Origin of the sequence: Kosakonia oryzendophytica (assembly GCF_027886705.1) — a bacterium.
GTDB lineage: Bacteria > Pseudomonadota > Gammaproteobacteria > Enterobacterales > Enterobacteriaceae > Kosakonia > Kosakonia oryzendophytica.
The window spans coordinates 2,181,799-2,204,933 of sequence record NZ_CP115659.1 but is presented as its reverse complement, the minus strand read 5'-3'; the positions used below and the strand labels follow the sequence as shown (position 1 = coordinate 2,204,933).

Sequence of the window (23,135 nt, the reverse complement as noted above, 5' to 3'; positions counted from 1 at the left end):
CCTTGTAAGCTGTATCAATCACGAAGAGGGAAAAACTGGGCGGCTTCAGAGAGCGAATGCAGCAACGTTGTCTCTTGAGGCGTGCCCATCCACACCGCTACGGCGCTATAGTTGTCCTGCTGGGTTTGCGCCCCGACACTGTTTTTCAGCAGGATTTGATTCATTAACGTCAGCCATTCGTCCGGCGTATTAACCATGTGCAGGGATTGCTGCATCTGTTCTTCCGTCACGCCGTGCCAAAAGCCATCGGTGCACAGTAGAAAGGCGTCGCCATCTTCAATCGGCACCACATCGCTATAGCTGGGTTCCCGCTCGTCTTCGCCAAGACCCAGCGCGAAGTAAAGCAAGTTACCGTTAATCCCTTCAACCTGATGACCCGCATCTTTCATTTGCTGCACCAGACTGTGGTCCGTGGTGACATGGTACAACCAGCCGCGGCGAAACAGGTACAAACGGCTGTCGCCTGCGTGCGCCCAGTAGGCCAGCTTGTAATCCCTGTCGATAAACAAACTGACCAGGGTCGTCCCCATTCGATGATAATCCTGCACCGCTTTCTGCTCTTCGCGGATAGCGCGGTTAGCGTCGTTCACATACCGACGAATGTACTGAGCATTCAGGTGTGCATCACCGTCAAACTGCGCGATGATTGCGTTACGCGCCAGCGCTGCCGCCACGTCACCGCCGGGCAAGCCGGCGATACCGTCACAGACCACAAAGCACGCGGCGCGCTCACCGATGGTTTCGCCGGTCTGATCCTGATTACTGGCACGTTCGCCTTGTCGGGATATTGAGGCGGTGCTGATATTCATTCTTCCGATCCGCTTTGTGAGTCTTTGTATTGGTTGACCTCCATGTCGTAAGCGTGCAGGAACGCTTCACCAAACAGCGTGTGGAAGTCATCGTCAATCTCACCGGCGGTTTGCGCGTATGTCCGCACAAAGTAGTCCCACAGCGCAGCTTTCCGGTTCGATAACACACCGAGCCGCGCTGTCGCGCCGTCACGTTTGGCATCTTCTTCGAGTTGCTCCGGGTTAAACGACTGCAGCATCGCCGCGATAATGGCGCGGATACCGGAGATCATCCCTAGCTGGTGCGCCTGCAGGTCAATCAGCGCATCGCGAACGGATTTTTTCGGTGGCATAAAACCCGGCATGCGCGTACCAAACATCTGCATCAGTACCGTTTTCCCGGATGGCAGCAGTTTGAACGGGTTGTTGGCATCATCCAGCACCATCGTCATGTCCGCTTTCACGCCACGTTTCAGGATGGAGCGTGAAGATAACAGCGCAACGGTGCCCTGCGAAAACATACTCAGCATCTGACCAAACTGGCGCATATTTTCTTTATCGAACTGCGGGATCGGTTGCATATCACTGAGCCCCATCCCTTCGAGCAAGGCATCCAGCAATTCGCCTTTCAGTACATCGCCACTATCACCGCTGCTGCTGGTCGACGGCGTACTTTGCGCGGCATAGCTTTGAACCGGATCAATACGCAAGCGTCCTCTTGGCGTTTGTGCAGCACTACGCTGCACTGCCTGCGGCGTCGGCAACGTGATCCCCGCATAGTCCTGCGGTTCGGTGTTCTCTTCCGTTGCAACAACGGGCTCATCGTCAGCGAAGAGTGGCGTGCCGGTGAGATCGCCAGCGCTCAGATCGGTAATGATCGGTTGCGGGTTTGCCGGGGTCTCACTGATAGCCGGCTCAGTAATGATCGCGCGCGGTGCGGGCGGCTCTGAGGGTGTCGGTTTTATCGGCGCAATATCGTCCACGCTGGCTAACGGTGCCGCGCCACTCAGTAAGCCCAACGGATCGTCACTACGTGCTTGCGGGGCACTGCTGCTGCCCCCACCGAACAGTGCCAACGGATCCAGTTCATCCTGATCGGCGGCTTGCGGTTTTGACGTATGTTCAACCGGAGGGACCAGCGCAGACGGCGTGGCGTCATTGAAAATACTGTCATTTTTAAACAACGGCTCGTCATTGAATAACTGGTCGGAAGCCAGCGATTTTGGTGTGACCAGCGGTTCGTTGTTATTCAGTAATGAGAGCGGATCTTCCGGGTTGCGTTCCGGCTCTTTTGGTGCCGCAAACGGATTAAGATTCTGCGGCTCTTGCGGCTTGGTACGGCTGCTGGAGATGCTGTCGGAGATGGAGAACTCCTGCATCAGGCTGTCCCAGATCTCTGTCGGTACTGATGCTGGCGCATTTTCCGACGAAGTGCCACGCGCAGCCGCCGGTGCACGGGCCGGTGCGGGCTTCGCTGTCTGAACCGGCGGCGGGAACATTTCCGCTTGCATGCTAGCGGCCATACGGCTCACCGGTTGCGTATCCTGGATAAGATCGGTGACTTCAATGCGATAGTCATCAATGCCAAGAATATCGCCATCCTGAAGCTCAACCTGGCGTCCGCGCTCCAACGGAATATCATTCAGCACTACGCGGGTTACGTTACCACGGTTGGTAATACGGCACTCGCCGTTTCCGGCAATATGGACGATCGCTTGCAGACGTGAGATTGAGCGGTCATTGTCCGGCAACACCAGGTTGTTATCAGTGCCGCGGCCAATGGTGCCGCCCGGAGGATAAAAGTCACAGCGGCTTTGCGGCGGCTGATGACCGGGCTTACTGGTAATAATAGTGAATCGCATCGCGTATTCCTGCTGGAGTTATGTGCACTCAAACGGCGCCGTTTTTTGTCAAAGCGGCTGCGTTTGACAACAACAAGTATTTACGGTGGCGGTGTAACCTGGCACGGATGCGCCAGGTCAAAACCTGTCCTTGTTTTATAGGGCTGCTAATAGACCTTGCTCATGATCTCAGAGACGCGCTCACGCATGGCTTTCGTGATGCAGACCGCATCACTCTGGCACTGATTACGTTTTGCCAGCCAGGCCCGCTGCTCTGATTTCATTTTGTCCATTACCGCCTTATCTGCCGGCTGGATCTCTTCCTGTTCCGACTGCCAGGTCTGGTATGCATCAGTAACACTGCGATCCCAGGCAGAGAGTTCATCACTGTCACAAATGGTTTTTTCAACGGTGCTTAGCTTAGCGTTACATAAAAAACTCGGCGCGGTTTTTTCGCCGGGTTTTACCCGTTGCAACATTAAATAACCATTTTCTGACCAGTTTGTGATCAACCTGTCAGCGGCGATCAACGCAACCCAGTTTTTCATCACCACGCCGTCCGGCCCCAGATGCCCCTGCTTACAGCTGACCAGCTGCGGCGTAATTTTTTGATCACCGGGAATATTTAACTCGTAATCCTCCGCCACTGGGGTAACCGGTGCATCATTATGCTCCCCGGACGTTTGTTGAATGACGGCATTCAGCGTCATCTCTGGCTGGGAGTTGTAGGTCGGTTGCTGGCAGTCAATACCGCCATCCACATCACCACGAATGGCATCCTGGCCGAAGTTGAGAACTCGCCCCACCAGTCGTGGGTCGTTATATTTGGTAGCGGGATAGGTCATGGCACGCTGATCGGTATTGACACTAATAATGCGCCATTGTCCGCTAATCCCTTCTCCTGGTGTCGCTGCAACGGCGTTTGCCGCTGCGAAAAGCGCGGCTACAGTGAAAAGCTGTGTGTAGTGCTGTCTAAGTGTGTCTGTGCATCCGGGCATTTTTATTACTTTTCCTCGGCTGTCAATTGTCTTCAGGCGTAACGCAGTACCTTAATTGATCGGCTGTAACGTGTCTAAACGCAGGTAACCCTGTGGTTCACCGATAAGATCGTTTTTACTTTGGTCGACCACAGCAGCGCGGATCCAATTACTGTCAATAGTCTCAATTTTAATCAGCGGTTGCTCCGGAGGAACAGGCTGTAAATCTTTTGCCGTTGCCTCGGGTTGCTGCTTGAAATGTTGGCCCTCGAGGCCCGCTTTCAGTGTATAAGTCACAGCCCACGGATACGCTTCACACCCTGCCGATAACTCAAGATTTTTCGCCACGGAAAGTTGCCCGGCAATCGGAGTGAACGTCACGCCTTTTGCGCTGTAGAGAGAACGATCGCACTCCGGTTGCACCTTCAATCCTTCGATGATTAACTGACCCGCCTGCTCTGCGTGCCCTTCCGAATATTTCAGAAATGAAGGAGGTAAATGCGAAAACGCACGGTTGATGATGGCGTCGTTATCAGCAAAGGTCACATTGATCACTTTATCGATCTTGCCGGAAGTATTGAGTACAAAGTAACGGTACTTTAACTCGGCGGTGCTCTTCGTCCCCTCGTTATTCCACACCGGCAACCAATACGCCTGCAACACGCCATTTTTCAGCGTCTGAGACGCTATGGCAGGCAGGACGCAAAGCACGCACAACATCAGCATAATGATTCGTTTTAACATAACCCTAACCGTTCTGGTTGTTGCAGGTGACATAGCAGGAAGTGATCATCAGCGTAAAGTTTTCAATCCCGTGCTCCGTGAGAAATGTTTTTAACTCAGTCAGTTTCGGCACGCTGCCACCAACAAAATCTGTACCCTTCGAGCCGCCGATTAACAAACATCCCTCGGTGTTATAGGGATAGTTACCGTTGTGGATAAGGATGTAACGAGATTGCGGCACATCGGCGTTGTAAAGAAGTGGCACAGGATTGTGAGCCTGTACGGATGAGATATTCGAGTTATGCCATTTGAGGCGATAAGAGCCTTCAGGTATACGTTTTAGCTGACCCGAAACCGTGGTATCAGGGCCGGGGCGCTCAAGAAAATAACCTTTGATTGTGCTTCCGGATATTTCGTATGTCGAAATGGTAGAATTGTTGGTCTCCCAGAGGCGTTTTACAGAAATAAGATAATTAGCCATACCCAATCCCGAAAAGAGTAGCGATCCCTTGCGGGATCGCCATGAGCGCTTACGCCTCTTTGTTTTCCTTGATGTTCCAGCCTGCGGTGGTTTCTGCACCTTTACCGCCGGAAGAAGACTGCTCCCAGTACTGCTGTTTCACTTTCGCAGCCTGGAATGCGTAGGTAACACCCACGGTGTCGCCATTGTCTGCGCCGGTGTACTGAACAGATGTTACCAGCACATCTTCCAGAGTAATGCGTGCATATTCAACCTGTTGACCGCCTGCTTTGCAAACAGACAGTTCAACTTTGCTCAGGTGTTTACCGCTAGCGCAGTGTTTCAGGATAGCGGTAGTCGATTTATCAATGAGTGCGTTAACATGCAGGTCGTTGAAATTGACTTTACCGGCACCGCCGCCACCGCCAACGCTCATATTTCCAGGTTGTGATGCACCCCAGGAAAAAGATGTGATATCAGTCCAGCCGGTGTGGTTAGAGTCTTTCGATTCACCCGTAACTCCATCGACCTTCAGAAACATATCAATAGCCATAATATTTACTCTTCGTTAATGATAAATATTGCTTTCGAAAAAGCGCTTATATGGCAAACGGGTAAGCATGGGGCCGAATAAAACCGTCCATATTTTACCTCTGCCTCTATTATTCCCGAATAGATGATATATCCATTCAGAAATACTCATTCCCTCGACATGAGAGGAATAATTCATCAATTCTGTGTGTAGCTAAATGTATCCGCACTTTATTAAAGAAAATGGCGCAATTCTGAAATCAGATAATTCTGACGTATCATCTGTTTCGCGATTATTTTCTTTTATTGCATTTACCGTTTTGAGTCATTGCTTCAAGAATAAGCGTGGTGGCGCGTTCATGCTGTAAACGCGCAGCCGGCTGCGCAGTAAAATACGAATAAACCACTTCGTGTATCGAAATCGCTTTTAGTCGGTTATAACCGCACCAAGCTTTTCCTTCCGTGGTATCCAGTACTCCTAACAGATAGAGATCCGCTTTGATGCGTTCACGCTCGTTGGTTCTGGATGTCCACGCAGTGAAAAAGCGTTCTCCACTCATATGAAGATCCTGATGGGTAAGCAGTGCAGGATCTCGTGGGAAAACCGAGCTATCATCTTCCGGCAACGATTCGCTTCTGGGATATTCATAATATTGAGTCTGCGCGCTGGTCATCGCCGATAAAATCAGCAGACTGCTTGCTATCACTGTATGAATTTTCATTCCCTGTCCTCGATCCCTGACAAAATCCTTCAGGCCGTAAACAATCATGGCTTACGGCCTGTTTTACTTACGCTTCCTTGGTTTTCAGCGACGGCAGTTTAGATACCAGACGCAGAGAAACTGTCAGGCCTTCCAGTTGATAATGCGGGCGCAGGAAGAACTTAGCAGCATAGTAGCCCGGGTTATCTTCGATCTCCTGCACCTGCACTTCTGCTGCTGCCAGCGGTTTGCGGGCTTTGGTTTCCTGAGATGAGTTCGCCGGATCACCGTCGACGTAGTTCATCACCCAGTCGTTCAGCCAGCGCTCCATTTCGTCGCGCTCACGGAAAGAACCAATTTTGTCACGCACGATGCACTTCAGGTAGTGCGCAAAACGGCAGCAAGCGAACAGATACGGCAAACGCGAAGCCAACCGCGCGTTAGCCGTCGCATCGGCATCATGATATTCCATCGGTTTCTGCAACGACTGTGCACCGATAAAGGCAGCAAAGTCGGAGTTTTTGCGATGGATCAACGGCATAAAGCCGTTTTTCGCCAGTTCTGCTTCGCGACGGTCGCTGATAGCAATCTCGGTTGGACACTTCATGTCCACGCCACCATCATCGCTCGGGAAGGTATGACACGGCAGGTTTTCCACCGCACCACCTGATTCCACACCGCGGATCGAGGTGCACCAACCGTACTCTTTGAAAGAGCGGTTGATGTTGGTTGCCATCGCATAGGCGGCGTTAGCCCATGAATAGTTATTGTGGTTTGCACCATCGGTTTCTTCTTCAAAGTCGAAGCTGTCCACCGGATTGGTGCGAATACCGTACGGCAGACGCGACAGGAAGCGCGGCATAACCAGACCGAGGTAGCGCGCATCTTCTGATTCACGCAACGAACGCCAGGCAGCGTATTCGGTGTTCTGGAATATTTTGGTCAGATCGCGCGGGTTCGCCAGCTCTTGCCAGGACTCCATTTGCATGACGCTTGGCGCTGTACCGGTAATAAACGGACAGTGTGCCGCCGCGCCGATGCGCGCCATTTCGCCAAGCAGTTCCACATCCTGCGGACTGTGGTCAAAGTAATAGTCGCCTACCAGGCAGCCAAACGGTTCACCACCGAACTGGCCGTACTCTTCTTCATAGATTTTCTTGAACAGCGGGCTCTGATCCCAGCCGACACCTTTAAAGCGCTTCAGGTTGCGCCCCAGTTCCTGCTTGGAGATGCTCATAAAGCGGATTTTCAGCATCTCATCGGTTTCAGTGTTGTTCACCAGGTGGTTCAGCCCACGCCAGGCGCTTTCCAGTTTCTGGAACTCTTCGTGGTGAATGATCTGGTTAATCTGCTGCGACAGTTTTTCATCAATACCGGCAATCAGATTCTGAATGGTACGGTAGGTGTCGTTGGAAAACGTAACGGTGTTTTCCAGTGCCTGCTGGGCCAGGGTTTTCACCGCGCTTTCGACTGCGGAGCGCGCCTGGTCCGTTTTCGGACGGAACTCTTTACTCAACAACGCGCTAAATTCATCCTGGCTAAAAGCCTGCGCGCCCTGCTGTTGTTCTTGCAGTTGAGAAGGATTGCTCATGGTTTACTCCTCTTTACCTTGCGCGGCTTCGTCACTATTGGGTAACTGGCTGAGAGATTTCAGCAGTGTTGGATCCTGCAACACTTTGGCGATCAACTCTTCCGCACCGTTTTTACCGTCCATATAGGTTAGCAGGTTGGAAAGTTGAGTACGGGCTTCCAGCAGTTTGTTCAGGGGTTCGACTTTGCGGGCGACGGCGTCCGGCAGGAAATCGTCCATGCTGTCGAAGGTCAGATCCACATTCAGGCGACCTTCGCCGGTCAGGGTGTTGTCTACATTAAACGCCACACGCGGTTTCAGCGCTTTCATACGCTCATCGAAGTTGTCGACGTCGATTTCGAGGAATTTACGATCCTCGATAGAGGGTAAGTTTTCCACCGGCTTACCGACCAGGTCCGCCATAACGCCCATTACAAACGGAAGCTGGATTTTGCGCTCCGCGCCGTAGACTTCCACGTCGTACTCAATCTGTACGCGCGGCGCACGGTTACGTGCGATAAATTTCTGACCACTGTTACTTATTGCCATGATGTTCTCCATCGAATATGCGCGGTGAAGGTTAGACGGCAGGCGACACGCCTGCGGTCATAACGCGGTACGCGTCAGTCCTGACGCCCAAAGATGTTTTGCAATTGATTCACGCCATCGGGCGCCAGATCGCGAATAATCTCCATAAAATCCAGTTCGATTAACCGCTGCACGCGGTCAATCATTAACGGCGCGGGGTGACTCGGCTCATGCTGGGTGAAATACTGCTTCACTTTTTCCAGCATCAGTTGCGCATCCGCCCGCGTAGTCACTTGCGCACTACGCCAGTCCGCCATCGCGGGCAGTGGAGTGGCAACAGGGCGCGGCTCACTCTGTGTTTGCGCCGGTTGTTCCTGCGTTTCTTGTAATGCGTCGCTATGGGGGGCACGGCTAACGCCAGCAATGATCCCGACGGTTTTCAGTAATTGCTCCATTTCCGGCACCCCGCTTTCGCCAAGTTGTTCCAGAAGCCATGAACGGATCGTTTGCAAACGCCCTTCGATTTGCCCGATAGCTTCAATGCCCGGTTGACCGCCACGCGTTAGCTCATCAATCAGACGCACCCGGCCGCCCGGATAGCCCGCACATTCGGTTTTGCTTCCGTCCAACAACGCCTGCGCATCACGCACGTTCAGCTCATCACCATTACTGCGCAGCAAAGTGGCCTGTCGCAATGTGGCGGTAAGGTCCGATTTGTCACTCAGCGCCGCCAGCGCGTTAATTCGGTAGAACGGGTCAAATTCGCCGCCATCATTCAGCGAGGGCCACAAATGATCCCAGTATAGCGCCAGTGCCTGGCCCAGCAGCATCAGCCCGTCGGCATACCCCTCCAGACCGCGACGCCGGGTCCATGCATGGGTTAGCGCCAACATCACCCGGATATCTTTTGTCCGCTCCAACAGGCTGGTGGCCAGTTTCTCAACGCGGTTCCAGTCTGCCGGTTCAGCCGGAATGATTGTGCTACCAAACTGTTGCTCGGCCTTTCCCTGACTGGCTTGTTCCATTGCCAGAAAGTCGGCGTCGTATTCCAGGTTTTCACCACAAGGCTGCTCCGGACTGACCGGAGTAAGTAAAGATTCAATCGTCATCCGCAACCTGCTTATTCTTCAAACATGGGGGGGTACAGACCGTGGCGTCCAGGCCTTGCACCCCCAGCCGGATCAAACAACAGCGTAAACAACTGGCCGGTAAAATTGCCGCTATGCACATGGGTGTAAAGCGGGTAACCGTCACTGCGGTTGGTCCACCAAAAACTGATCTGGCGCAGCGGATCAAAACACTCAGCGGCTTGTCGCCAACCAATGGACGTTTCGCCATCGCCTTCGTAACCAATCACGTCCAGAATTTCCGAGCGTGATTCCGGCTCCACCAACTGCACTGGGGGGATCGACAACAACGCCTGATCAAGCTGCTCCGGGGAGTAACCATTGCGTACGGCATGCAATAAGGTCCGCCCAAGTTGCTGATACCAGTCACCCGCCTGCGCCAGATGACGCGGCGACCACTCCAGTGGATTAATCGCCATCAGCGCACAAACCGGATACTGCCGCCCGACGCTGTCGCGTCCTGGTAATAAACAGCCCATTTGCACCTGCTGGCCTCCCAGCATCGGCGGCACAACGAAATTCCAGATCGGTGCATTACCGAACTGCCTGTCGCTTGCGCGTTGTTCCTCTTTTTGCCAGGTCATTAGCCCCACCTGAAACCAGTGGGACCACTGACGCTGCAGCGCGTCCGGAAAACGACGCTGTAAAAAATCGCCCGCACTGGGCAGTTTTCCATACCAGCTAATTGCAGAAGTCGTAGTCATTGGCGTTCCTTTGCAGTTCAAGGACATGCGAAGCGAGGAAGCTGGAACGGGTTGCGGATACTGTTCGGCGCAAACTCCAGCGTGACCTGATGCCCGTCAACCGTAAATGTTGCCTGGCGGCTAAGGCTGCTACTGCCAGGGCTGACGCGCGCTTTATCAAAGAAGCGATTCAGTGCCCAGGCCCCATTCGTGACCAGCGTCGCGGTAGTGCCGTTGGTCAGGCCTAATTGCATACGCACCTGATTGGTTCCGCCAGTACCAGGCCAGCTCACGACCTGAACTGCCTGCGGACCGTGGCTGTAACGCAAGATCTGACCGTCGACATCCAGCGTCATAGTAAGGATAGTGTTATCCATTCGCACCGTACGTACCGTGGTACGGAATGACGGGGTCGCGCTACCGTTGGCAAAGAAAGCATCGCGAATAGATTGCGCCTGCTGGAACGGCACCAGCACCCCTTCGCTACCTGGCAGGGTTTTGCCATCAATACCCGGCATAAAGCGCCAACTGGACTGCGTGGTATCGACTTTATTTGTCAGGTTGTCGCGGAAGAACACATCCATGAGCCCGGTACCTGGTGCAAACATGCGCGCCAAATCGTCGGGCGTGACGTCCGTACTGGCGGAACGTACCAACGGATAGCGCCCGGCAATCGCCTGACGGCAGAAACTGCCAACTTCGACGCTAATGCGCTTACGCACATTTTCCAGATCCCGACGTTGGGTATCGCTGCTCGCACCAACCGCCATATTACTGAACATGGTTTGCAGTCCCCCCGGCAAACGTCCAGCGCTGGCTTGTAACCGGCTGATGGCTTCACCGCCAGGCGGTGGCATACCGCTATTGGCGGCATCCTGGACGGCAGTAAGATAGCGATACAACTCATCCACCTGTTTCAGAAAATCATCAAAGACAATGGTTTTGCCGCCTTTTTCCAGCGGCTGCGCCAGTTCGATGATCGGCGCGAAGTGCTCCGTCACCCGCTGTTCTGGCGTTTGACTTGCCGCAGCGTTGGTCACCGCAGTTGCACCGTCGTGATTACTGAACAAAGTTTCGAGCATCTGCGTACCGCGGTTGCCACTCTCTTGTGCTTTGTCCTTACTGTCGTCAGATTCTTCACGCGTAAGTTTGAGCATCTGGCTCAGGTTCATCACCAGACGGCGCAGCGGTGAGTTATTACCAGAGAGCAGGCGCGCAGTATTAATTCGCTGGTTCAGGTCAGCGCTGTTGTTAAGCTGAATATCGCTTAAGAAGCCATCCCACAATGTGATGAAGTCGCGGGCATACAGCTGTCGGACGGCATTATCGGTCTGCTGCTTATCTTCCGGCTGCGTGGTGGAACCCAGTACCCAGGCATCATCCTCATGTAATGCGGTGGTGACCGGGACGATCTGCGCATTAAAAACATTCCAGTAGCCATCCGGCGTATAGAGACCAGGCATCCCCTCACCGACTGGTTTACCGCTTTTACGTGAGAAAACCAGTTCACTTTGCGGGCCACCCAACGTTGCCAGCGATACCGGTTTAAGGTTGTCGTCACGCTCCAGCAGACGTTTCAGACGGCCATAAACGCGCGTTGACAACGGCTGCTGGTTAATCATCGCCTGTTCACGGGCGATCAGCGCGTCGTCTTTGGCATAAGGCGACGATTGAATTTGCGGCTCCAGCAATTGTCGCAGATGCCATTCAAGCTGATTAATCTGTGCGTTGGTAACGTTTTGCGGCAAGTTGCGCTGCAGATTAAGCATCACCCAGGAGAGCAGGAACTTGCCGTCATAATGCTTCGGCTGATACAGCATCTGGTACGCTTTCAACGCTTCATAGCTGTATTCCACATCGCTACCGTTATCGTTGCGTAGCCAGGTGGTAATGCGCATCGCCACTTCCGGCAGCAACATCTGCTGTAAGGCTTTCTGGTAGAGCGTTTGCGAGGCATCAGCGACATCATTACCGCGATACAGCCCCATACGGCGGGTGACGGGTGGGTTATTGATATCAAAGGCTTCACTTTGCGGTAGTTCAGACAGACCATTGAGCAATGGTAACAACGCAAACAGATCGCCCTGCTGACGATTACGCAACGCCTTGATTTGCTGATCCAGCGCCGGGACTTTCGCCTGAACTTCATCAAGATAATCCCGGTTGTTGCCGTAACTGGTAAACCACAGCACGCTGATAATAATCAGCAGCGCCAGCAAGGCTGCATAACCGGACCAGATGACGGCACGACTGCGCAACTCCCACCAGCGATTTTGCCCGGCAATTCCCGCTTCCTGAAAAATCACATTTTGCAGCAGGTGCTTGATAAAGAAACTCTGCCCTTTTCCGCCAGGCACCGGCTCATCTTTGCTGACTGAATCCCAGTTATCGCCGGATTTACCCTGCGGCAGTGACAGCGCGCGGTTCAGTTCACCCATGACCCGGTCAAATGGCAGACCTTCCTGTGTTCCGCTGGCAAAGTAGATACCGCGCGGCGAGAATTCGGTCTCAAAATTGGAACGGGCGAAAATAGCGTTCAGATAATCAGACAGCAATGGACGCAGAGCGGCAAACTCCTGCGGGAACAGAAAACATTCCGCACGCGCCTGTGCATCGCTTTCACGTAACAGCGTATCGGGCAATGCAGCATCAAGACGCTGCTGCAGCAGGGCGAATTCCTGAATAAAACTCCCTTGCAGATCAAAATCCGCCAGCTTTGCTTTCTCCCAAGGGAAAGTGAAGCCCCAGATTTGGTCGCGTTGCGCTTTATCAAAACCAGCAAAATAGGCACGGAAACCTTTTAACAAGTCGGCCTTAGTGACCAGCACATATACCGGGAAGCGAATACCCAGTTGTTCATGTAGCTCGGTCAGACGCTGGCGCAAATTCAGCGCCTGCTCGCGGGAAGCTTCTGCCGACTGCGTCAACAGGTCGGCGATGCTGATGGTGACAATGACACCATTAATTGGCTGGCGACGGCGATATTTTTGCAGCAACCCCAAAAACCTGAGCCATTCACCTGCGTCCTGCGCCTGCTCACTCTCCTGGGTGGTATAACGCCCTGCGGTATCAAGCAACACGGCTTCATTGGTAAACCACCAGTCACAGTTGCGCGTACCACCGATACCACGGAGCGCGGTTTTACCGAAACGATCCGCCAGCGGGAACTGTAAACCGGAGTTAACCAACGCCGTGGTTTTACCTGAACCCGGCGCGCCGATAATGACGTACCACGGCAGTTGATAGAGATATTGCGTGCTGAAGCGTTGAGTCCACAGCCCGCGTTGCCCCGGCTGGTTAAAGTGGGCTTTTTTTAGCACCTGAGCCGCTTCTTCGAAACGCTCATTCAGCACCTGATCTTCGTTAGTCAGGCGTTTGCGCTCGGTGGGATCTTTCGCCTCTTCACTTTTCAGGTTGTCCATCAGCTTGCGGTTGAGCCATGCGTTGTACAAACGCGGCACAATATGGCTGTGCACCCAAATCAGGTACATCACCGCAATGGTAATCATGCGGTTTTGCTCTGACTCCAGCGGTCGGGAATCCACAACGGAGAGCAGCGGGCCAATCATCCAGATGACGGCAGCCAGCCCGGTTACGCCAAGGAAACCCCACAAAATGCGGTTAGTCAGCAATGAAAGCAACATATTCATCCTTAGTTTCCTTGCGGCAGTCCGTTCAGCTCGGCGGCCGTGTTATCCGGCGACACCAGCAAAGTAATTTCCACACGACGGTTGCGAGCGCGGTTTTCTGCACTGTTGTTGGGCGCAACGGGATCCATCTCCCCTCGGCCTTCCGCTTTCACCCGTTCCGGACGCGAAAGATGTTTTTGCAGCAGTGACTGCACCGAGCGCGCACGCTCCAGCGACAATTCATAGTTCGAGGCAAAACGCGCACTGCGGATTGGTACGTTATCGCTGTATCCCACCACCAACACTCTGCCGCTGACGTTATTCATCGCTTGCGCAACCCGGTCAATCACCGGCTCATAGCTATCGCGGGCAACGGTCGAACCTGAAGCGAAGAGGCCATCCCCTTTTAAGGTCACGACACTGCGATCCGCTTCGTCACGAACCGCGACCAACCCTGCCTGAATTTCCGGGCGCAGGAATGCACGCAAGTTCAGCACTGGCGGCACACTCTGCGCTGGCTGCTGGATGGAGGCTTCCGGCAACGCGGTCTGATAGATCTTCGCCAGTACCGGATTGGTGCTGTCACCCAAGCGCCAGTTCAGTACGATGTAGAACAAGCAAGCAAGGAAGCCCGCCAGTCCGGCGCATGCCCATAACGGAATAACAGGACGCCACAGTTTACGCATCACCGGTTGATCTTCCGGATGCGGTGACAGCGCAGGCGGGTAGTTACCGCGGACACCGCGTATCATTTGCCACAGGCGCTGTTTAATGGTTTCCAGTTGCGTGCGGCCATTATCCATCACGCGGTAACGCCCTTCGAAACCGAGTAGCAGGCAGAAGTTAATCAACTCCAGCAGAGCGATATGTTCGCGGGGGTTTTGCGACAATCTCGCCAGCAACTGGAAAAACTTCTCGCCGCCCCATGTTTCGTTATGGAACGTCACCAGCAAGCCGCTGCCTGACCAGACTCCACGGCTGCCCCACGGCGTAAGCGCTGCAGCTTCGTCCAAGGCGGTGCATAAACAGTAGCGCGCACCAACGATCACCTCGTAAGCCAGACCAGATTGCTGGCAGCGCACTTCAAAACGGCGGATCTCATCAATCAAATGTTGACGCAGACCCGCCTGATCATCATGAGAAACCGAATGGCGGATTTGCGGTATCGCATTGAGCAGCGGGTTCGCCGCTGCGACCAGAGGATTATTCCCGCTGGCTCCTGCCAGAGCGGCATCACTGCCGGAGGCTTGTTGTTCCTGCATATTGTATGCTCGCTGTATTATTCAGTCGGGCTACGGATGGCCCAAAACTCCATATCAAGACCCGGGAATTCACCTGCAAGATGCAATGCGAAAGCCCCGGATTTCTCCATTTCGTTCCAGAGTTCGCCGCCTTTTTCCAGCTCGAAATAGTTATAACCGGCATGCCACGGGATTTGCGGCGGCGCAACAGGCATGGTGCGCAGTTTCATACCAGGTAGCTGAAGCTGGACCAAATCACGGATCTTCGTCACCGGTGCCACTTTCATCTGCGCAGGGAAATGGGTTTGTAGAATTTCGCCAGGCACGCTGGCTTTTACCGCCAGAACAAAACCGAACTCCCGCGCCATGGTAGTTGTGGGCAGCGTAGCGATATTCAACCCGTGTGTACGCTCGGTCAAAGGCAGTTGGATCGCATGCTCTTCCATCACCAACGAGAGCCCCTGACGAAGCATCAACTGCAATTTACTAAAGCAGCCTGCAAGGTCATCATGGTCATATACTGGCAACGTCTCATCCGGCGAGCGTGAGGCCGTCCAGGTCGTCAACTCGGTGGCAAACGCCAACCAGCTGCGCCATAACTCTTCCGGGTGGATTGACGGGAGCGTTTTCAGATGCGCAACCAGCCCAACGTGGTGGTTGATCAACGCCAGCAGCGTGAATTCCACCATTTCAGAGGTATTAAAGCGGCCCGGCTGACGCAGACGCTGACCGATCTGCTGACTACGTTGGGTCAGCAGGCTCTGCAAGTCATTAATCATGGCGAAGAGCGGCGCATTATTTACTGCGTTCAGCATCGGCGGAATGTAGCGGGTGTCGAGGCGAATGTGGTTATCATTGCGTTTTTCAAGCACATGCGCCACGCCGATGGCTGTCCATTCGGCGCTGAGATCTTTTTCCAGCATCAGTTTCAGGCGTAAACGTCCGAACTGCACGGCCGCCGGCCCCACCGAAAGGGCGTTATCGTCATCCACTTCGCTTTCCCAGGTGACATAACGCGCCAGCGAGTCTTTTTCCTCGCTGAAAATGACTTCATCACGACCGCCGCGACGAGCTGGTAGCGCAAGCACCACACGTTCATTGCTGATGTTGTCAGGGATGGCAAGCGGTGTGGGCGCCTGGCGGGCATCATGGAAAGAGAAGAATGTACCATCCGGCAGCAAACCGCTGGCGTAGCTCAGTGCAATACAGCCCTGGCGAAGCATTGCATCATCCAGTTCGATATCAAGGTAGCCCCAAAGGTACGGGCGTTGCAGTGTCCCCCACTCACGAATATGGTGTTGCAAGTAGCTTTCCGCACGCTGAAAGTGATGAGGACGCAGAAACATACCTTCGGTCCACACGACCTTTTCTGCTTTATTCATACTGTTTTCCTGTTAAGGCTGGCGCTATCTGGTAATCACGCGGATCCCATTGACGTCGAGGAAGATATTGGCTTCCAGCTCATCCGACGACGATTTCCAGAATTCGTAGAAGCGAGTATCTCCCTGGACAGGAAGAGGTAAGGACATCCGCCATTTTTTGCCGTCAAGCGACTGATATTCCGCCATCACGCCGATGTAGCGAGCTTCCGGCGCGCTTTTCCCGCTCAGCGTTTTTGAAAGCTGACCGGGCATCAGGAAGAATTCATCACTGTTCAGCAGGTTGGCGCCAAGTACGCTATCTGCGTTGTTTTGCAGCGACCAGAAATCGGCGGACATAAAGGTCGCATCCGATTTCAACAGCAACACCCTGACTTTAAGAGGGGCGGACTCATTGATTTGCGGATGAGCCCTGAACTGAAGGTTATAGCTGGTAGGCACGCTGTGTGAAGAAGAACCACAACCGCTGGCCAGGGTGGCCAGCACAAAGAAAAATACCAGGGCAATCTGGCGTACAACAAAGTTATTATTCATAGCTTGGCGCTCGTCACAGCTGGATTAGTCGATGATCCAGGTTCCAGAGTTCGCGTTTTTGCAGGCCTTGCTGCTGCCATCGACAGAGACGCAAGTTTGTTTTTTCGGAATCACACGGCGTTTTTTATCTTTACGCAGCGTTTCGTCGTACAGTTCACTTTTCACGACCGCACGCATCGGGACATAACCGATCAGCTCTTCCTGCCCTTCATCGGCCAGCGCTAACCAGAAGTGTTCAACCTGCCCCAGAACGACATAGGTTTTTCCGGCGGTCAGCTGACGGATAACTTTACCGCCGAAATCTGGCGTACTCATCAGCGACGCGGGATATAACGCGCGATAGTCTTGTTTAACGGGTTCGAACTCTTTTGGCGGGAGAACCGCATAACGGTGAGTCAGGGTCACACCGTTCACTTCGCTGGTGACAATAGTGTCATCGGTAGGAGCGGGTTTAGGAGGTGCTTTACAGGCAGAAACGCTGAAGACAAAAAGAAGAGCCAATACCATTCGCATGTTCATAGAGTTTTTTCCATTGCAAATATATTACTGTGTTAAACAAGAGCGTTTTGGAAAGACTCATTCGGATGGCTCCGAATCACCCTTATCCTTGTCCAGCTAAACGCTCTGATAATGAATAAAAAGGCATAGCTACCGCACGAGTCTTGTCAGAGACAAGGCTGCAATAATATTACTTTTCATTGACTATCGTGACACGATTTTACAGAACAGATAATTCTATTCAATACGAAATCCGATCTGTCGAAATGGTATTATTTAATTTTTCAAGAAAATAGGATTATTCCCAAGAAGGAGTTTAGCTTAAGTTCATCACACTAAAGCAAACTTCCTGGATGAATTCACCATGTATAGAAAGCAACTTATAACATTATGATAATTAATAGATATTTCTAATGAGTTAACGGTAGTGGATAGCGTGAATTTTGAGATAGGATGAATCCTAAAAAACAGCGGAGCGCCAAAAAACTACAATATCTGGTAGTCCATTCCCCTGATTAATAGTATGGATTAGTCACATAACTGGATTATTACAGTTATTTTCTGGATACTTTTTGAAATATATTTACCTAAAGGAAAGCCATTTCCTCCATAGATAGTCCCCTGCGTGACTGTTCCTCATTGAAACATTCTTTATACACAGACAAAGGTTGCAATTACCGCCAAATGGTTAAGTCACGCTACATCCAAATAAAGAAATAATAAACGAATCCATTCAGCCATATTGACCTGACACAGGCTTCAGCCTGTTTTGGAGCAGCAATTAAGATTGACTGTGGACAATATATCCAAACGAATTGCCTATGAATGACCATTATTGCGGCACTTGTTGGGCAAAAAGACGCCGCCTTTCATGTGTGCGGCTTTTTTCTGTTCATAACCAGACGGGTAAATTATCTGGAAGAGCGCAAAATGCCAAACGCGACACGCTATACATCTGATATTCGACTAAGGTTTTCTGCAAGGCTGATGACAGCGGCACCGCTGTACCATTAAGGAGAATAATCGATGACAAGACCTGTATTGCGACATCCGCGCTCCCTGTTGCTGGCGATGCAACTCGCGTTTGGTGCGGCATTGCTTATTGCCATACCTCAGGCGATGGCAGAGCAAACACAAAACCCCCCGCAGCCGCCGGATGTTCTACTTGGACCTCTGTTCAGCGACGTGCAAAGCGCAAAACTGTTTCCGGATCAAAAAACCTTCGCTGATGCCGTACCTAATGGCGATCCGCTGATGATCCTCGCGGATTATCGCATGCAGCGAAATCAAACCAGTTTTGATTTACGCCATTTTGTAGATGTGAACTTTACACTGCCCAAAGACGGTGAAGAGTATGTCCCGCCAGCCGGCCAGACCCTGCGTGAACATATTGACGGATTATGGCCCGTCCTAACGCGTACAACCAACAGCGCAGGTAAATGGGACTCGCTGCTGCCACTGCCGAAGCCCTATGTGGTTCCAGGCGGGCGATTCCGTGAGGTCTATTATTGGGATAGTTACTTCACCATGCTAGGCCTTGCGGAAAGCGGTCATTGGGACAAAATCGAAGATATGGTGACCAACTTCGCCTACGAAATCGATACGTGGGGACATATTCCGAACGGCAACCGAAGTTACTATCTAAGCCGGTCACAACCCCCTTTCTTTGCCCTGATGGTTGAGTTGCTCGCTACCCATGACGGCGATGAAGCATTTAAAACCTACCTGCCTCAGATGGAAAAAGAGTATCGCTACTGGATGGACGGCGTCGATAATCTGCAAGCAGGTCAGGCCAATAAACGCGTAGTAAAACTGAGCGATGGCTCGATACTGAATCGCTATTGGGACGATCGGGACACACCACGTCCTGAGTCATGGCTTGATGATGTTACCACCGCAAAAAATAACCCTAACCGCCCTGCTACTGACATCTACCGTGATTTACGCTCTGCGGCCGCGTCCGGCTGGGATTTCAGCTCTCGCTGGATGGACAATCCCAACCAGCTCGGGACTATCCGCACCACCAGCATCGTGCCCGTCGATCTGAATGCTCTGATGTTTAAAATGGAAAAACTACTGGCCCGCGGCTGGCAACTCTCTGGCGATGCGGCAAAAGCAAGTCAGTATGAAGCGCTGGCAACAGCACGGCAGAAAGCCATTGAAGCCAATCTGTGGAACGATAAAGACGGCTGGTATGCAGACTACGATCTGAAGAGCAAAAAAGTGCGTAATCAGTTAACGGCAGCCACGCTCTACCCGTTGTTTGTCAATGCTGCAGCCAAGGACAGAGCGGATAAAGTCGCCGCAGCTACGCAGGCGCGTTTGTTAAAACCAGGCGGTGTTTCCACCACCACTGTCAGTAGCGGGCAGCAATGGGATGCCCCGAATGGCTGGGCGCCGCTCCAATGGATAGCCACAGCGGGCCTGCAAAACTACGATCATCAGAAACTGGCGATGGACGTGAGTTGGCGTTTTCTCACCAATGTGCAGCACACCTACGATCGCGAGAAGAAACTGGTCGAGAAATATGATGTCAGCAGCACCGGAACCGGCGGTGGTGGTGGCGAATATCCGTTGCAGGACGGTTTTGGCTGGACCAATGGCGTCACACTGAAAATGCTTGATTTAGTGTGCCCTAAAGAAAAACCGTGTGACAACGTACCGCAAACGCAACCCACTCAACAACCGGCGCAGGCCGCGCCTGCTCCCCAAAAAGTGGCGCAATAAATAAGCCCTGATCTCTTCCTGAGCTGCGTACCGATTTCAGGAAGAGATCACATCTCCTCGTCATGAAACAGTGTGGTTAAAACCATACTCAACTGAGCGAGAACGTCATTCGCTGGCCTGCCCATTTGCATATGCATAATGGCACCATCGAACGCCATAACACTGGCTGCAAGCCGCGCCGGATCGGCACAATTCCAGTGAACACCTAATGCCTGCTCAACCGAAAGCTTATGCATGCGGGTCATCTGTACAACATCAGGTAACGCTTCACCCATTTCTGATGTGGCATTCAGAAATGCACACCCGCGAAAATCAGGCGCATCCGCCCATGATTGCAATGTGGCAAGTAGCGCACGGATATTGCCCTTACCTGCCTGCATATGCCTGGCCATCGTCGTGTTAAACCAGTCCATCCAAAGCGTGTGTCGATATTCCAGATAAGTCAGGATCAGGGCATTTTTGCTGGGGAAATGACGATAAAACGTCACTTTCGTTACCTGCGCGCACTCGATGATTTTATCGATGCCAGTGGCCCGTATTCCGTACTGATAAAAGAGTTCGTGCGCGGTTTGCACGATTTTCTCTTTCGCACTGCGTTTTTCCGGTATGTCTGTTTTAACGTTCATCGTGAGTGACTGTTGACAAGTTTATGTTGGAGGTCCAGATTAACACTGGTAGACAGATCTGTCTACATACCATCCAAAAGGAGCTCGCTATGAATAATCGCCCGCCATTGCCCCCATTTACGCGTGAAACTGCCATTCAAAAAGTCCGTCTGGCTGAAGATGGCTGGAACAGCCGCGATGCGGAACGTGTCGCCCTTGCCTATTCGCTGGATACCCAATGGCGCAATCGCGTTGAATTTGCTCAAAACCGCGACGAAGCCAAAGCATTTCTGCAACGTAAATGGAAAAAAGAGCAGGAATACAGGCTGATAAAAGAGCTCTGGGCTTTTGAGGGAAACAGAATTGCTGTTCGTTACGCCTATGAATGGCATGATGATTCCGGCAACTGGTTTCGTTCTTACGGTAATGAGAACTGGGAATTTGCCGCTGATGGCTTAATGCAACGCCGTTACGCCTGTATCAATGACTTGCCAATTAACGAATCTGAACGTCTCTTCCACTGGCCTCTGGGACCTCGCCCTGCCGACCACCCAGGTCTGAGTGAACTGGGTTTGTAGAACATCTCGCCAGTGTCTCAATTTAATCGTTATTACAGTAGCGCTATTTTACGTTAGTCAGTAAACGCAGCTTTCCCTCTGCCAAAGGTGAGTGGAAGGCTGGCGTCTCCTCTTTTCCGTCCGGCAAACAGCCGACAGTCGTTATGAGGCTTCAGGAGGTGATTGCAAAGTTTCCCGTTTTTCTGCCCATTTCAGCATGGAATCGAGCGCAGGGCACAGCGCTTGCCCCCACTCCGTGAGGCGATATTCGACCTTAGGTGGCACTTGCGGATACAGCTTTCGCGATACGATCCCGTCAGCTTCCAGTTGCCGAAGCTGCTGACTCAGCATTTTTTGAGAAATACCAGGGATGAGCCTGCCAAAATCGGAGTAGCGCTGCACCTTTCCGTCGAAGAGATGAAACAAAATGACCAATTTCCACCGCCCCTCCAGAAGCCGAAGTACCTGTTCTACGCCAAGTGCAGCTGTGTCGGGGGTATAAATCTTACTCATTAGGCCGTTACTCACTTTTTCGTGCGTTCTTGATGATTTCACACTATATGGCGAAGATGACCGCATCACAAACCAAAGGGTAAATAACCTTGCCCGGAGAGATCATCTGATGACCATGAATCTGGAATTACAAGGAAAGCGCGTGCTGGTGACAGCGGGCACCAAAGGTGTCGGCAAAGCGGTGGTTGGCCTGCTCCACGAACAAGGGGCGAAGGTGTTAACCACTGCACGAACGCAACCTGATGACACCTTAGCGGATCACTTCGTCACCGCAGACCTGACAACCGTCGAAGGTTGCCGCCAGGTGGCTGAAGCGGTAAAGGCCAGATTGGGCGGCGTTGACATCATTGTTCATGTGCTTGGCGGTTCAACAGCGCCAGGTGGCGGATTCGCAGTGCTGGGGGAAGAAGAGTGGCAGCAGGAACTGAATCTCAATCTCCTGCCAGCCGTCCGGTTGGATCGCGCATTGCTGCCTGGCATGCTCGATCAAGGGGCCGGTGTCATTATTCATATCACATCAATCCAGCGCGTGCTGCCTTTACCCGAATCGACTACAGGATATGCGGCGGCGAAAGCAGCACTGTCGACTTACAGTAAAAGTCTGTCGAAAGAAGTCTCGCCAAAAGGTATTCGCGTGCTGCGTGTGGCGCCCGGATGGATCGAAACAGAAGCATCAGTAGCCCTGGCCGAGCGGCTCGCTCAGCAGGCAGGAACCGATTATGAAGGTGGGAAAAAGATCATCATGAACTCGCTCGGAGGTATACCGATAGGGCGTCCATCAAAACCCATTGAGGTCGCCAATCTCATCCTGTTCCTCTGTTCACCCCGTGCAGCAACGATCACAGGGACGGAGTACATCATTGATGGCGGCACGGTTCCAACCGTGTAAGCAGAAAGGACGCTGCGGCCAGAGCTGCAGCGTTTAAATCATCATGGAAAATTGGCCAGGTGGATACCCATGCGGCGCTAACCACACGAATATCGCTGGCCAGGACTCGTCTTTAGCGAAAGACTACCGCTATGGTTGAATGTTCAGACAAGACATGGCGGGTTGTGAAACGGGCGTTACACTATCTGCGCAACAATCTGAACACCGCCAGCACCACGATGGCACCGACTACGGCAACAATAAAACTGTGTAAGTTAAACCCCGTGATATCTCCGCCATAGCCAAGCCGGGTGGCAAGCCAGCCGCCCACCACAGCGCCAACGATCCCCAGAATACAGGTCAAAATAAACCCACCGCCATCCCGCCCAGGCATAATGAATTTGGCAATAACGCCTGCAATCAGACCAAAGATAATCCACGCGAGAATACCCATATTATTCAACTCCTTTTACTCGTCTCGTTTAAGCGCACTAGCCACAATGGTGATGCGTTGACTACAGTATAGTTGGCGATGGTAAAAGCATTTTCTTCTCACGGACTTAATCTAAATCTGACTTAAAAAAAATTGTCTTGGTTTGTATTAAGTTCTCCGATGAAATGCCGATATAACAACGAAGGTGTGTCAGTCATCAAG

Annotated in this window: 22 protein-coding genes; 3 read left to right on the top strand and 19 right to left on the bottom strand. The window is 52.4% G+C overall.

What is annotated here, in order from left to right; genetic code table 11:
- Positions 1 to 14 precede the first annotated feature (14 nt).
- The 16 genes from O9K67_RS10810 to O9K67_RS10735 form a co-directional block, all read right to left on the bottom strand.
- On the bottom strand, positions 15 to 809 hold the full coding sequence (locus O9K67_RS10810; RefSeq protein WP_061496498.1) for a PP2C family protein-serine/threonine phosphatase: 795 nt from the start codon (positions 807 to 809) through the stop codon (positions 15 to 17).
- Positions 806 to 2,650, bottom strand: coding sequence for a type VI secretion system-associated FHA domain protein TagH (tagH, locus tag O9K67_RS10805; RefSeq protein WP_061496500.1), 1,845 nt, complete (start codon positions 2,648 to 2,650; stop codon positions 806 to 808). The genes O9K67_RS10810 and tagH overlap by 4 nt, the downstream gene beginning before the upstream one ends.
- Positions 2,651 to 2,796: 146 nt before the next feature.
- Entirely contained in the window at positions 2,797 to 3,627 is an 831-nt protein-coding gene (locus tag O9K67_RS10800) for a lysozyme inhibitor LprI family protein (RefSeq protein WP_082794176.1), read from the bottom strand.
- A 51-nt stretch (positions 3,628 to 3,678) separates the two neighbouring features.
- Positions 3,679 to 4,350 (bottom strand): hypothetical protein, encoded by a 672-nt coding sequence (locus O9K67_RS10795; protein WP_061496504.1) that lies wholly within the window; start codon positions 4,348 to 4,350, stop codon positions 3,679 to 3,681.
- A gap of 4 nt (positions 4,351 to 4,354) precedes the next feature.
- On the bottom strand, positions 4,355 to 4,810 hold the full coding sequence (locus tag O9K67_RS10790) for a DUF5675 family protein (protein WP_061496506.1): 456 nt from the start codon (positions 4,808 to 4,810) through the stop codon (positions 4,355 to 4,357).
- Between the two features lie 49 nt (positions 4,811 to 4,859).
- The gene (locus O9K67_RS10785) at positions 4,860 to 5,342 is read right to left on the bottom strand and encodes an Hcp family type VI secretion system effector (RefSeq protein WP_061496507.1); all 483 of its coding nucleotides are present in this window, start codon (positions 5,340 to 5,342) and stop codon (positions 4,860 to 4,862) included.
- Positions 5,343 to 5,613: 271 nt separating this feature from the next.
- Positions 5,614 to 6,090, bottom strand: a complete 477-nt coding sequence (locus O9K67_RS10780; RefSeq protein WP_271044655.1) for a Rap1a/Tai family immunity protein — start codon at positions 6,088 to 6,090, stop codon at positions 5,614 to 5,616.
- A 19-nt stretch (positions 6,091 to 6,109) separates the two neighbouring features.
- Positions 6,110 to 7,612: a type VI secretion system contractile sheath large subunit gene (gene tssC / locus O9K67_RS10775; protein ID WP_061496511.1), complete on the bottom strand. Its 1,503-nt coding sequence runs from the start codon at positions 7,610 to 7,612 to the stop codon at positions 6,110 to 6,112.
- Positions 7,613 to 7,615: 3 nt separating this feature from the next.
- Positions 7,616 to 8,140 carry a type VI secretion system contractile sheath small subunit gene (gene tssB, locus O9K67_RS10770; protein WP_061496513.1) on the bottom strand — a complete coding sequence of 175 codons (525 nt, stop codon included), beginning with the start codon at positions 8,138 to 8,140 and terminating at the stop codon, positions 7,616 to 7,618.
- Between the two features lie 74 nt (positions 8,141 to 8,214).
- Positions 8,215 to 9,228: a type VI secretion system protein TssA gene (gene tssA / locus O9K67_RS10765; RefSeq protein ID WP_061496515.1), complete on the bottom strand. Its 1,014-nt coding sequence runs from the start codon at positions 9,226 to 9,228 to the stop codon at positions 8,215 to 8,217.
- An 11-nt stretch (positions 9,229 to 9,239) separates the two neighbouring features.
- A complete protein-coding gene (gene tagF / locus O9K67_RS10760) occupies positions 9,240 to 9,950 on the bottom strand; it encodes a type VI secretion system-associated protein TagF (protein WP_061496516.1) in 711 nt (236 codons plus the stop codon).
- Positions 9,951 to 9,967: 17 nt separating this feature from the next.
- On the bottom strand, positions 9,968 to 13,579 hold the full coding sequence (gene tssM, locus O9K67_RS10755; protein WP_061496518.1) for a type VI secretion system membrane subunit TssM: 3,612 nt from the start codon (positions 13,577 to 13,579) through the stop codon (positions 9,968 to 9,970).
- A gap of 2 nt (positions 13,580 to 13,581) precedes the next feature.
- On the bottom strand, positions 13,582 to 14,820 hold the full coding sequence (locus O9K67_RS10750; protein ID WP_061496520.1) for a DotU family type VI secretion system protein: 1,239 nt from the start codon (positions 14,818 to 14,820) through the stop codon (positions 13,582 to 13,584).
- Positions 14,821 to 14,837: 17 nt separating this feature from the next.
- Positions 14,838 to 16,181, bottom strand: a complete 1,344-nt coding sequence (gene tssK / locus O9K67_RS10745; protein WP_061496522.1) for a type VI secretion system baseplate subunit TssK — start codon at positions 16,179 to 16,181, stop codon at positions 14,838 to 14,840.
- 24 nt (positions 16,182 to 16,205) lie between these two features.
- Complete coding sequence (gene tssJ, locus O9K67_RS10740; protein ID WP_061496524.1) at positions 16,206 to 16,712, bottom strand: type VI secretion system lipoprotein TssJ; 507 nt, start codon at positions 16,710 to 16,712, stop codon at positions 16,206 to 16,208.
- Between the two features lie 24 nt (positions 16,713 to 16,736).
- The gene (locus O9K67_RS10735) at positions 16,737 to 17,231 is read right to left on the bottom strand and encodes a hypothetical protein (protein WP_061496527.1); all 495 of its coding nucleotides are present in this window, start codon (positions 17,229 to 17,231) and stop codon (positions 16,737 to 16,739) included.
- Between the two features lie 1,005 nt (positions 17,232 to 18,236).
- On the opposite strand from O9K67_RS10735, the gene O9K67_RS10730 reads away from it, so the two are divergent.
- On the top strand, positions 18,237 to 19,937 hold the full coding sequence (locus O9K67_RS10730; protein WP_061496529.1) for an alpha,alpha-trehalase: 1,701 nt from the start codon (positions 18,237 to 18,239) through the stop codon (positions 19,935 to 19,937).
- 47 nt (positions 19,938 to 19,984) lie between these two features.
- Here O9K67_RS10730 and O9K67_RS10725 read toward each other — a convergent pair whose 3' ends face one another.
- Positions 19,985 to 20,563: a TetR/AcrR family transcriptional regulator gene (locus tag O9K67_RS10725; RefSeq protein ID WP_061496530.1), complete on the bottom strand. Its 579-nt coding sequence runs from the start codon at positions 20,561 to 20,563 to the stop codon at positions 19,985 to 19,987.
- A gap of 89 nt (positions 20,564 to 20,652) precedes the next feature.
- Between O9K67_RS10725 and O9K67_RS10720 the strand changes: the two genes are divergently transcribed.
- On the top strand, positions 20,653 to 21,120 hold the full coding sequence (locus tag O9K67_RS10720) for a nuclear transport factor 2 family protein (protein WP_061496532.1): 468 nt from the start codon (positions 20,653 to 20,655) through the stop codon (positions 21,118 to 21,120).
- A gap of 141 nt (positions 21,121 to 21,261) precedes the next feature.
- On the opposite strand, the gene O9K67_RS10715 is transcribed toward O9K67_RS10720, so the two are convergent.
- Complete coding sequence (locus O9K67_RS10715) at positions 21,262 to 21,612, bottom strand: winged helix-turn-helix transcriptional regulator (protein WP_061496534.1); 351 nt, start codon at positions 21,610 to 21,612, stop codon at positions 21,262 to 21,264.
- A 109-nt stretch (positions 21,613 to 21,721) separates the two neighbouring features.
- On the opposite strand from O9K67_RS10715, the gene O9K67_RS10710 reads away from it, so the two are divergent.
- Positions 21,722 to 22,501, top strand: a complete 780-nt coding sequence (locus O9K67_RS10710; RefSeq protein ID WP_061496536.1) for an SDR family oxidoreductase — start codon at positions 21,722 to 21,724, stop codon at positions 22,499 to 22,501.
- A gap of 181 nt (positions 22,502 to 22,682) precedes the next feature.
- On the opposite strand, the gene O9K67_RS10705 is transcribed toward O9K67_RS10710, so the two are convergent.
- Positions 22,683 to 22,934 carry a GlsB/YeaQ/YmgE family stress response membrane protein gene (locus O9K67_RS10705; RefSeq protein ID WP_061496538.1) on the bottom strand — a complete coding sequence of 84 codons (252 nt, stop codon included), beginning with the start codon at positions 22,932 to 22,934 and terminating at the stop codon, positions 22,683 to 22,685.
- Positions 22,935 to 23,135: the final 201 nt, after the last annotated feature.

Bases quoted from the DNA above. Each gene is read 5' to 3' on its own strand.
- O9K67_RS10810 (WP_061496498.1), bottom strand. From the start codon at position 809: ATGAATATCAGCACCGCCTCAATATCCCGACAAGGCGAACGTGCCAGT.
- tagH (WP_061496500.1), bottom strand. From the start codon at position 2,650: ATGCGATTCACTATTATTACCAGTAAGCCCGGTCATCAGCCGCCGCAA.
- O9K67_RS10800 (WP_082794176.1), bottom strand. From the start codon at position 3,627: ATGCCCGGATGCACAGACACACTTAGACAGCACTACACACAGCTTTTC.
- O9K67_RS10795 (WP_061496504.1), bottom strand. From the start codon at position 4,350: ATGTTAAAACGAATCATTATGCTGATGTTGTGCGTGCTTTGCGTCCTG.
- O9K67_RS10790 (WP_061496506.1), bottom strand. From the start codon at position 4,810: ATGGCTAATTATCTTATTTCTGTAAAACGCCTCTGGGAGACCAACAAT.
- O9K67_RS10785 (WP_061496507.1), bottom strand. From the start codon at position 5,342: ATGGCTATTGATATGTTTCTGAAGGTCGATGGAGTTACGGGTGAATCG.
- O9K67_RS10780 (WP_271044655.1), bottom strand. From the start codon at position 6,090: ATGATTGTTTACGGCCTGAAGGATTTTGTCAGGGATCGAGGACAGGGA.
- tssC (WP_061496511.1), bottom strand. From the start codon at position 7,612: ATGAGCAATCCTTCTCAACTGCAAGAACAACAGCAGGGCGCGCAGGCT.
- tssB (WP_061496513.1), bottom strand. From the start codon at position 8,140: ATGGCAATAAGTAACAGTGGTCAGAAATTTATCGCACGTAACCGTGCG.
- tssA (WP_061496515.1), bottom strand. From the start codon at position 9,228: ATGACGATTGAATCTTTACTTACTCCGGTCAGTCCGGAGCAGCCTTGT.
- tagF (WP_061496516.1), bottom strand. From the start codon at position 9,950: ATGACTACGACTTCTGCAATTAGCTGGTATGGAAAACTGCCCAGTGCG.
- tssM (WP_061496518.1), bottom strand. From the start codon at position 13,579: ATGAATATGTTGCTTTCATTGCTGACTAACCGCATTTTGTGGGGTTTC.
- O9K67_RS10750 (WP_061496520.1), bottom strand. From the start codon at position 14,820: ATGCAGGAACAACAAGCCTCCGGCAGTGATGCCGCTCTGGCAGGAGCC.
- tssK (WP_061496522.1), bottom strand. From the start codon at position 16,181: ATGAATAAAGCAGAAAAGGTCGTGTGGACCGAAGGTATGTTTCTGCGT.
- tssJ (WP_061496524.1), bottom strand. From the start codon at position 16,712: ATGAATAATAACTTTGTTGTACGCCAGATTGCCCTGGTATTTTTCTTT.
- O9K67_RS10735 (WP_061496527.1), bottom strand. From the start codon at position 17,231: ATGAACATGCGAATGGTATTGGCTCTTCTTTTTGTCTTCAGCGTTTCT.
- O9K67_RS10730 (WP_061496529.1), top strand. From the start codon at position 18,237: ATGACAAGACCTGTATTGCGACATCCGCGCTCCCTGTTGCTGGCGATG.
- O9K67_RS10725 (WP_061496530.1), bottom strand. From the start codon at position 20,563: ATGAACGTTAAAACAGACATACCGGAAAAACGCAGTGCGAAAGAGAAA.
- O9K67_RS10720 (WP_061496532.1), top strand. From the start codon at position 20,653: ATGAATAATCGCCCGCCATTGCCCCCATTTACGCGTGAAACTGCCATT.
- O9K67_RS10715 (WP_061496534.1), bottom strand. From the start codon at position 21,612: ATGAGTAAGATTTATACCCCCGACACAGCTGCACTTGGCGTAGAACAG.
- O9K67_RS10710 (WP_061496536.1), top strand. From the start codon at position 21,722: ATGACCATGAATCTGGAATTACAAGGAAAGCGCGTGCTGGTGACAGCG.
- O9K67_RS10705 (WP_061496538.1), bottom strand. From the start codon at position 22,934: ATGGGTATTCTCGCGTGGATTATCTTTGGTCTGATTGCAGGCGTTATT.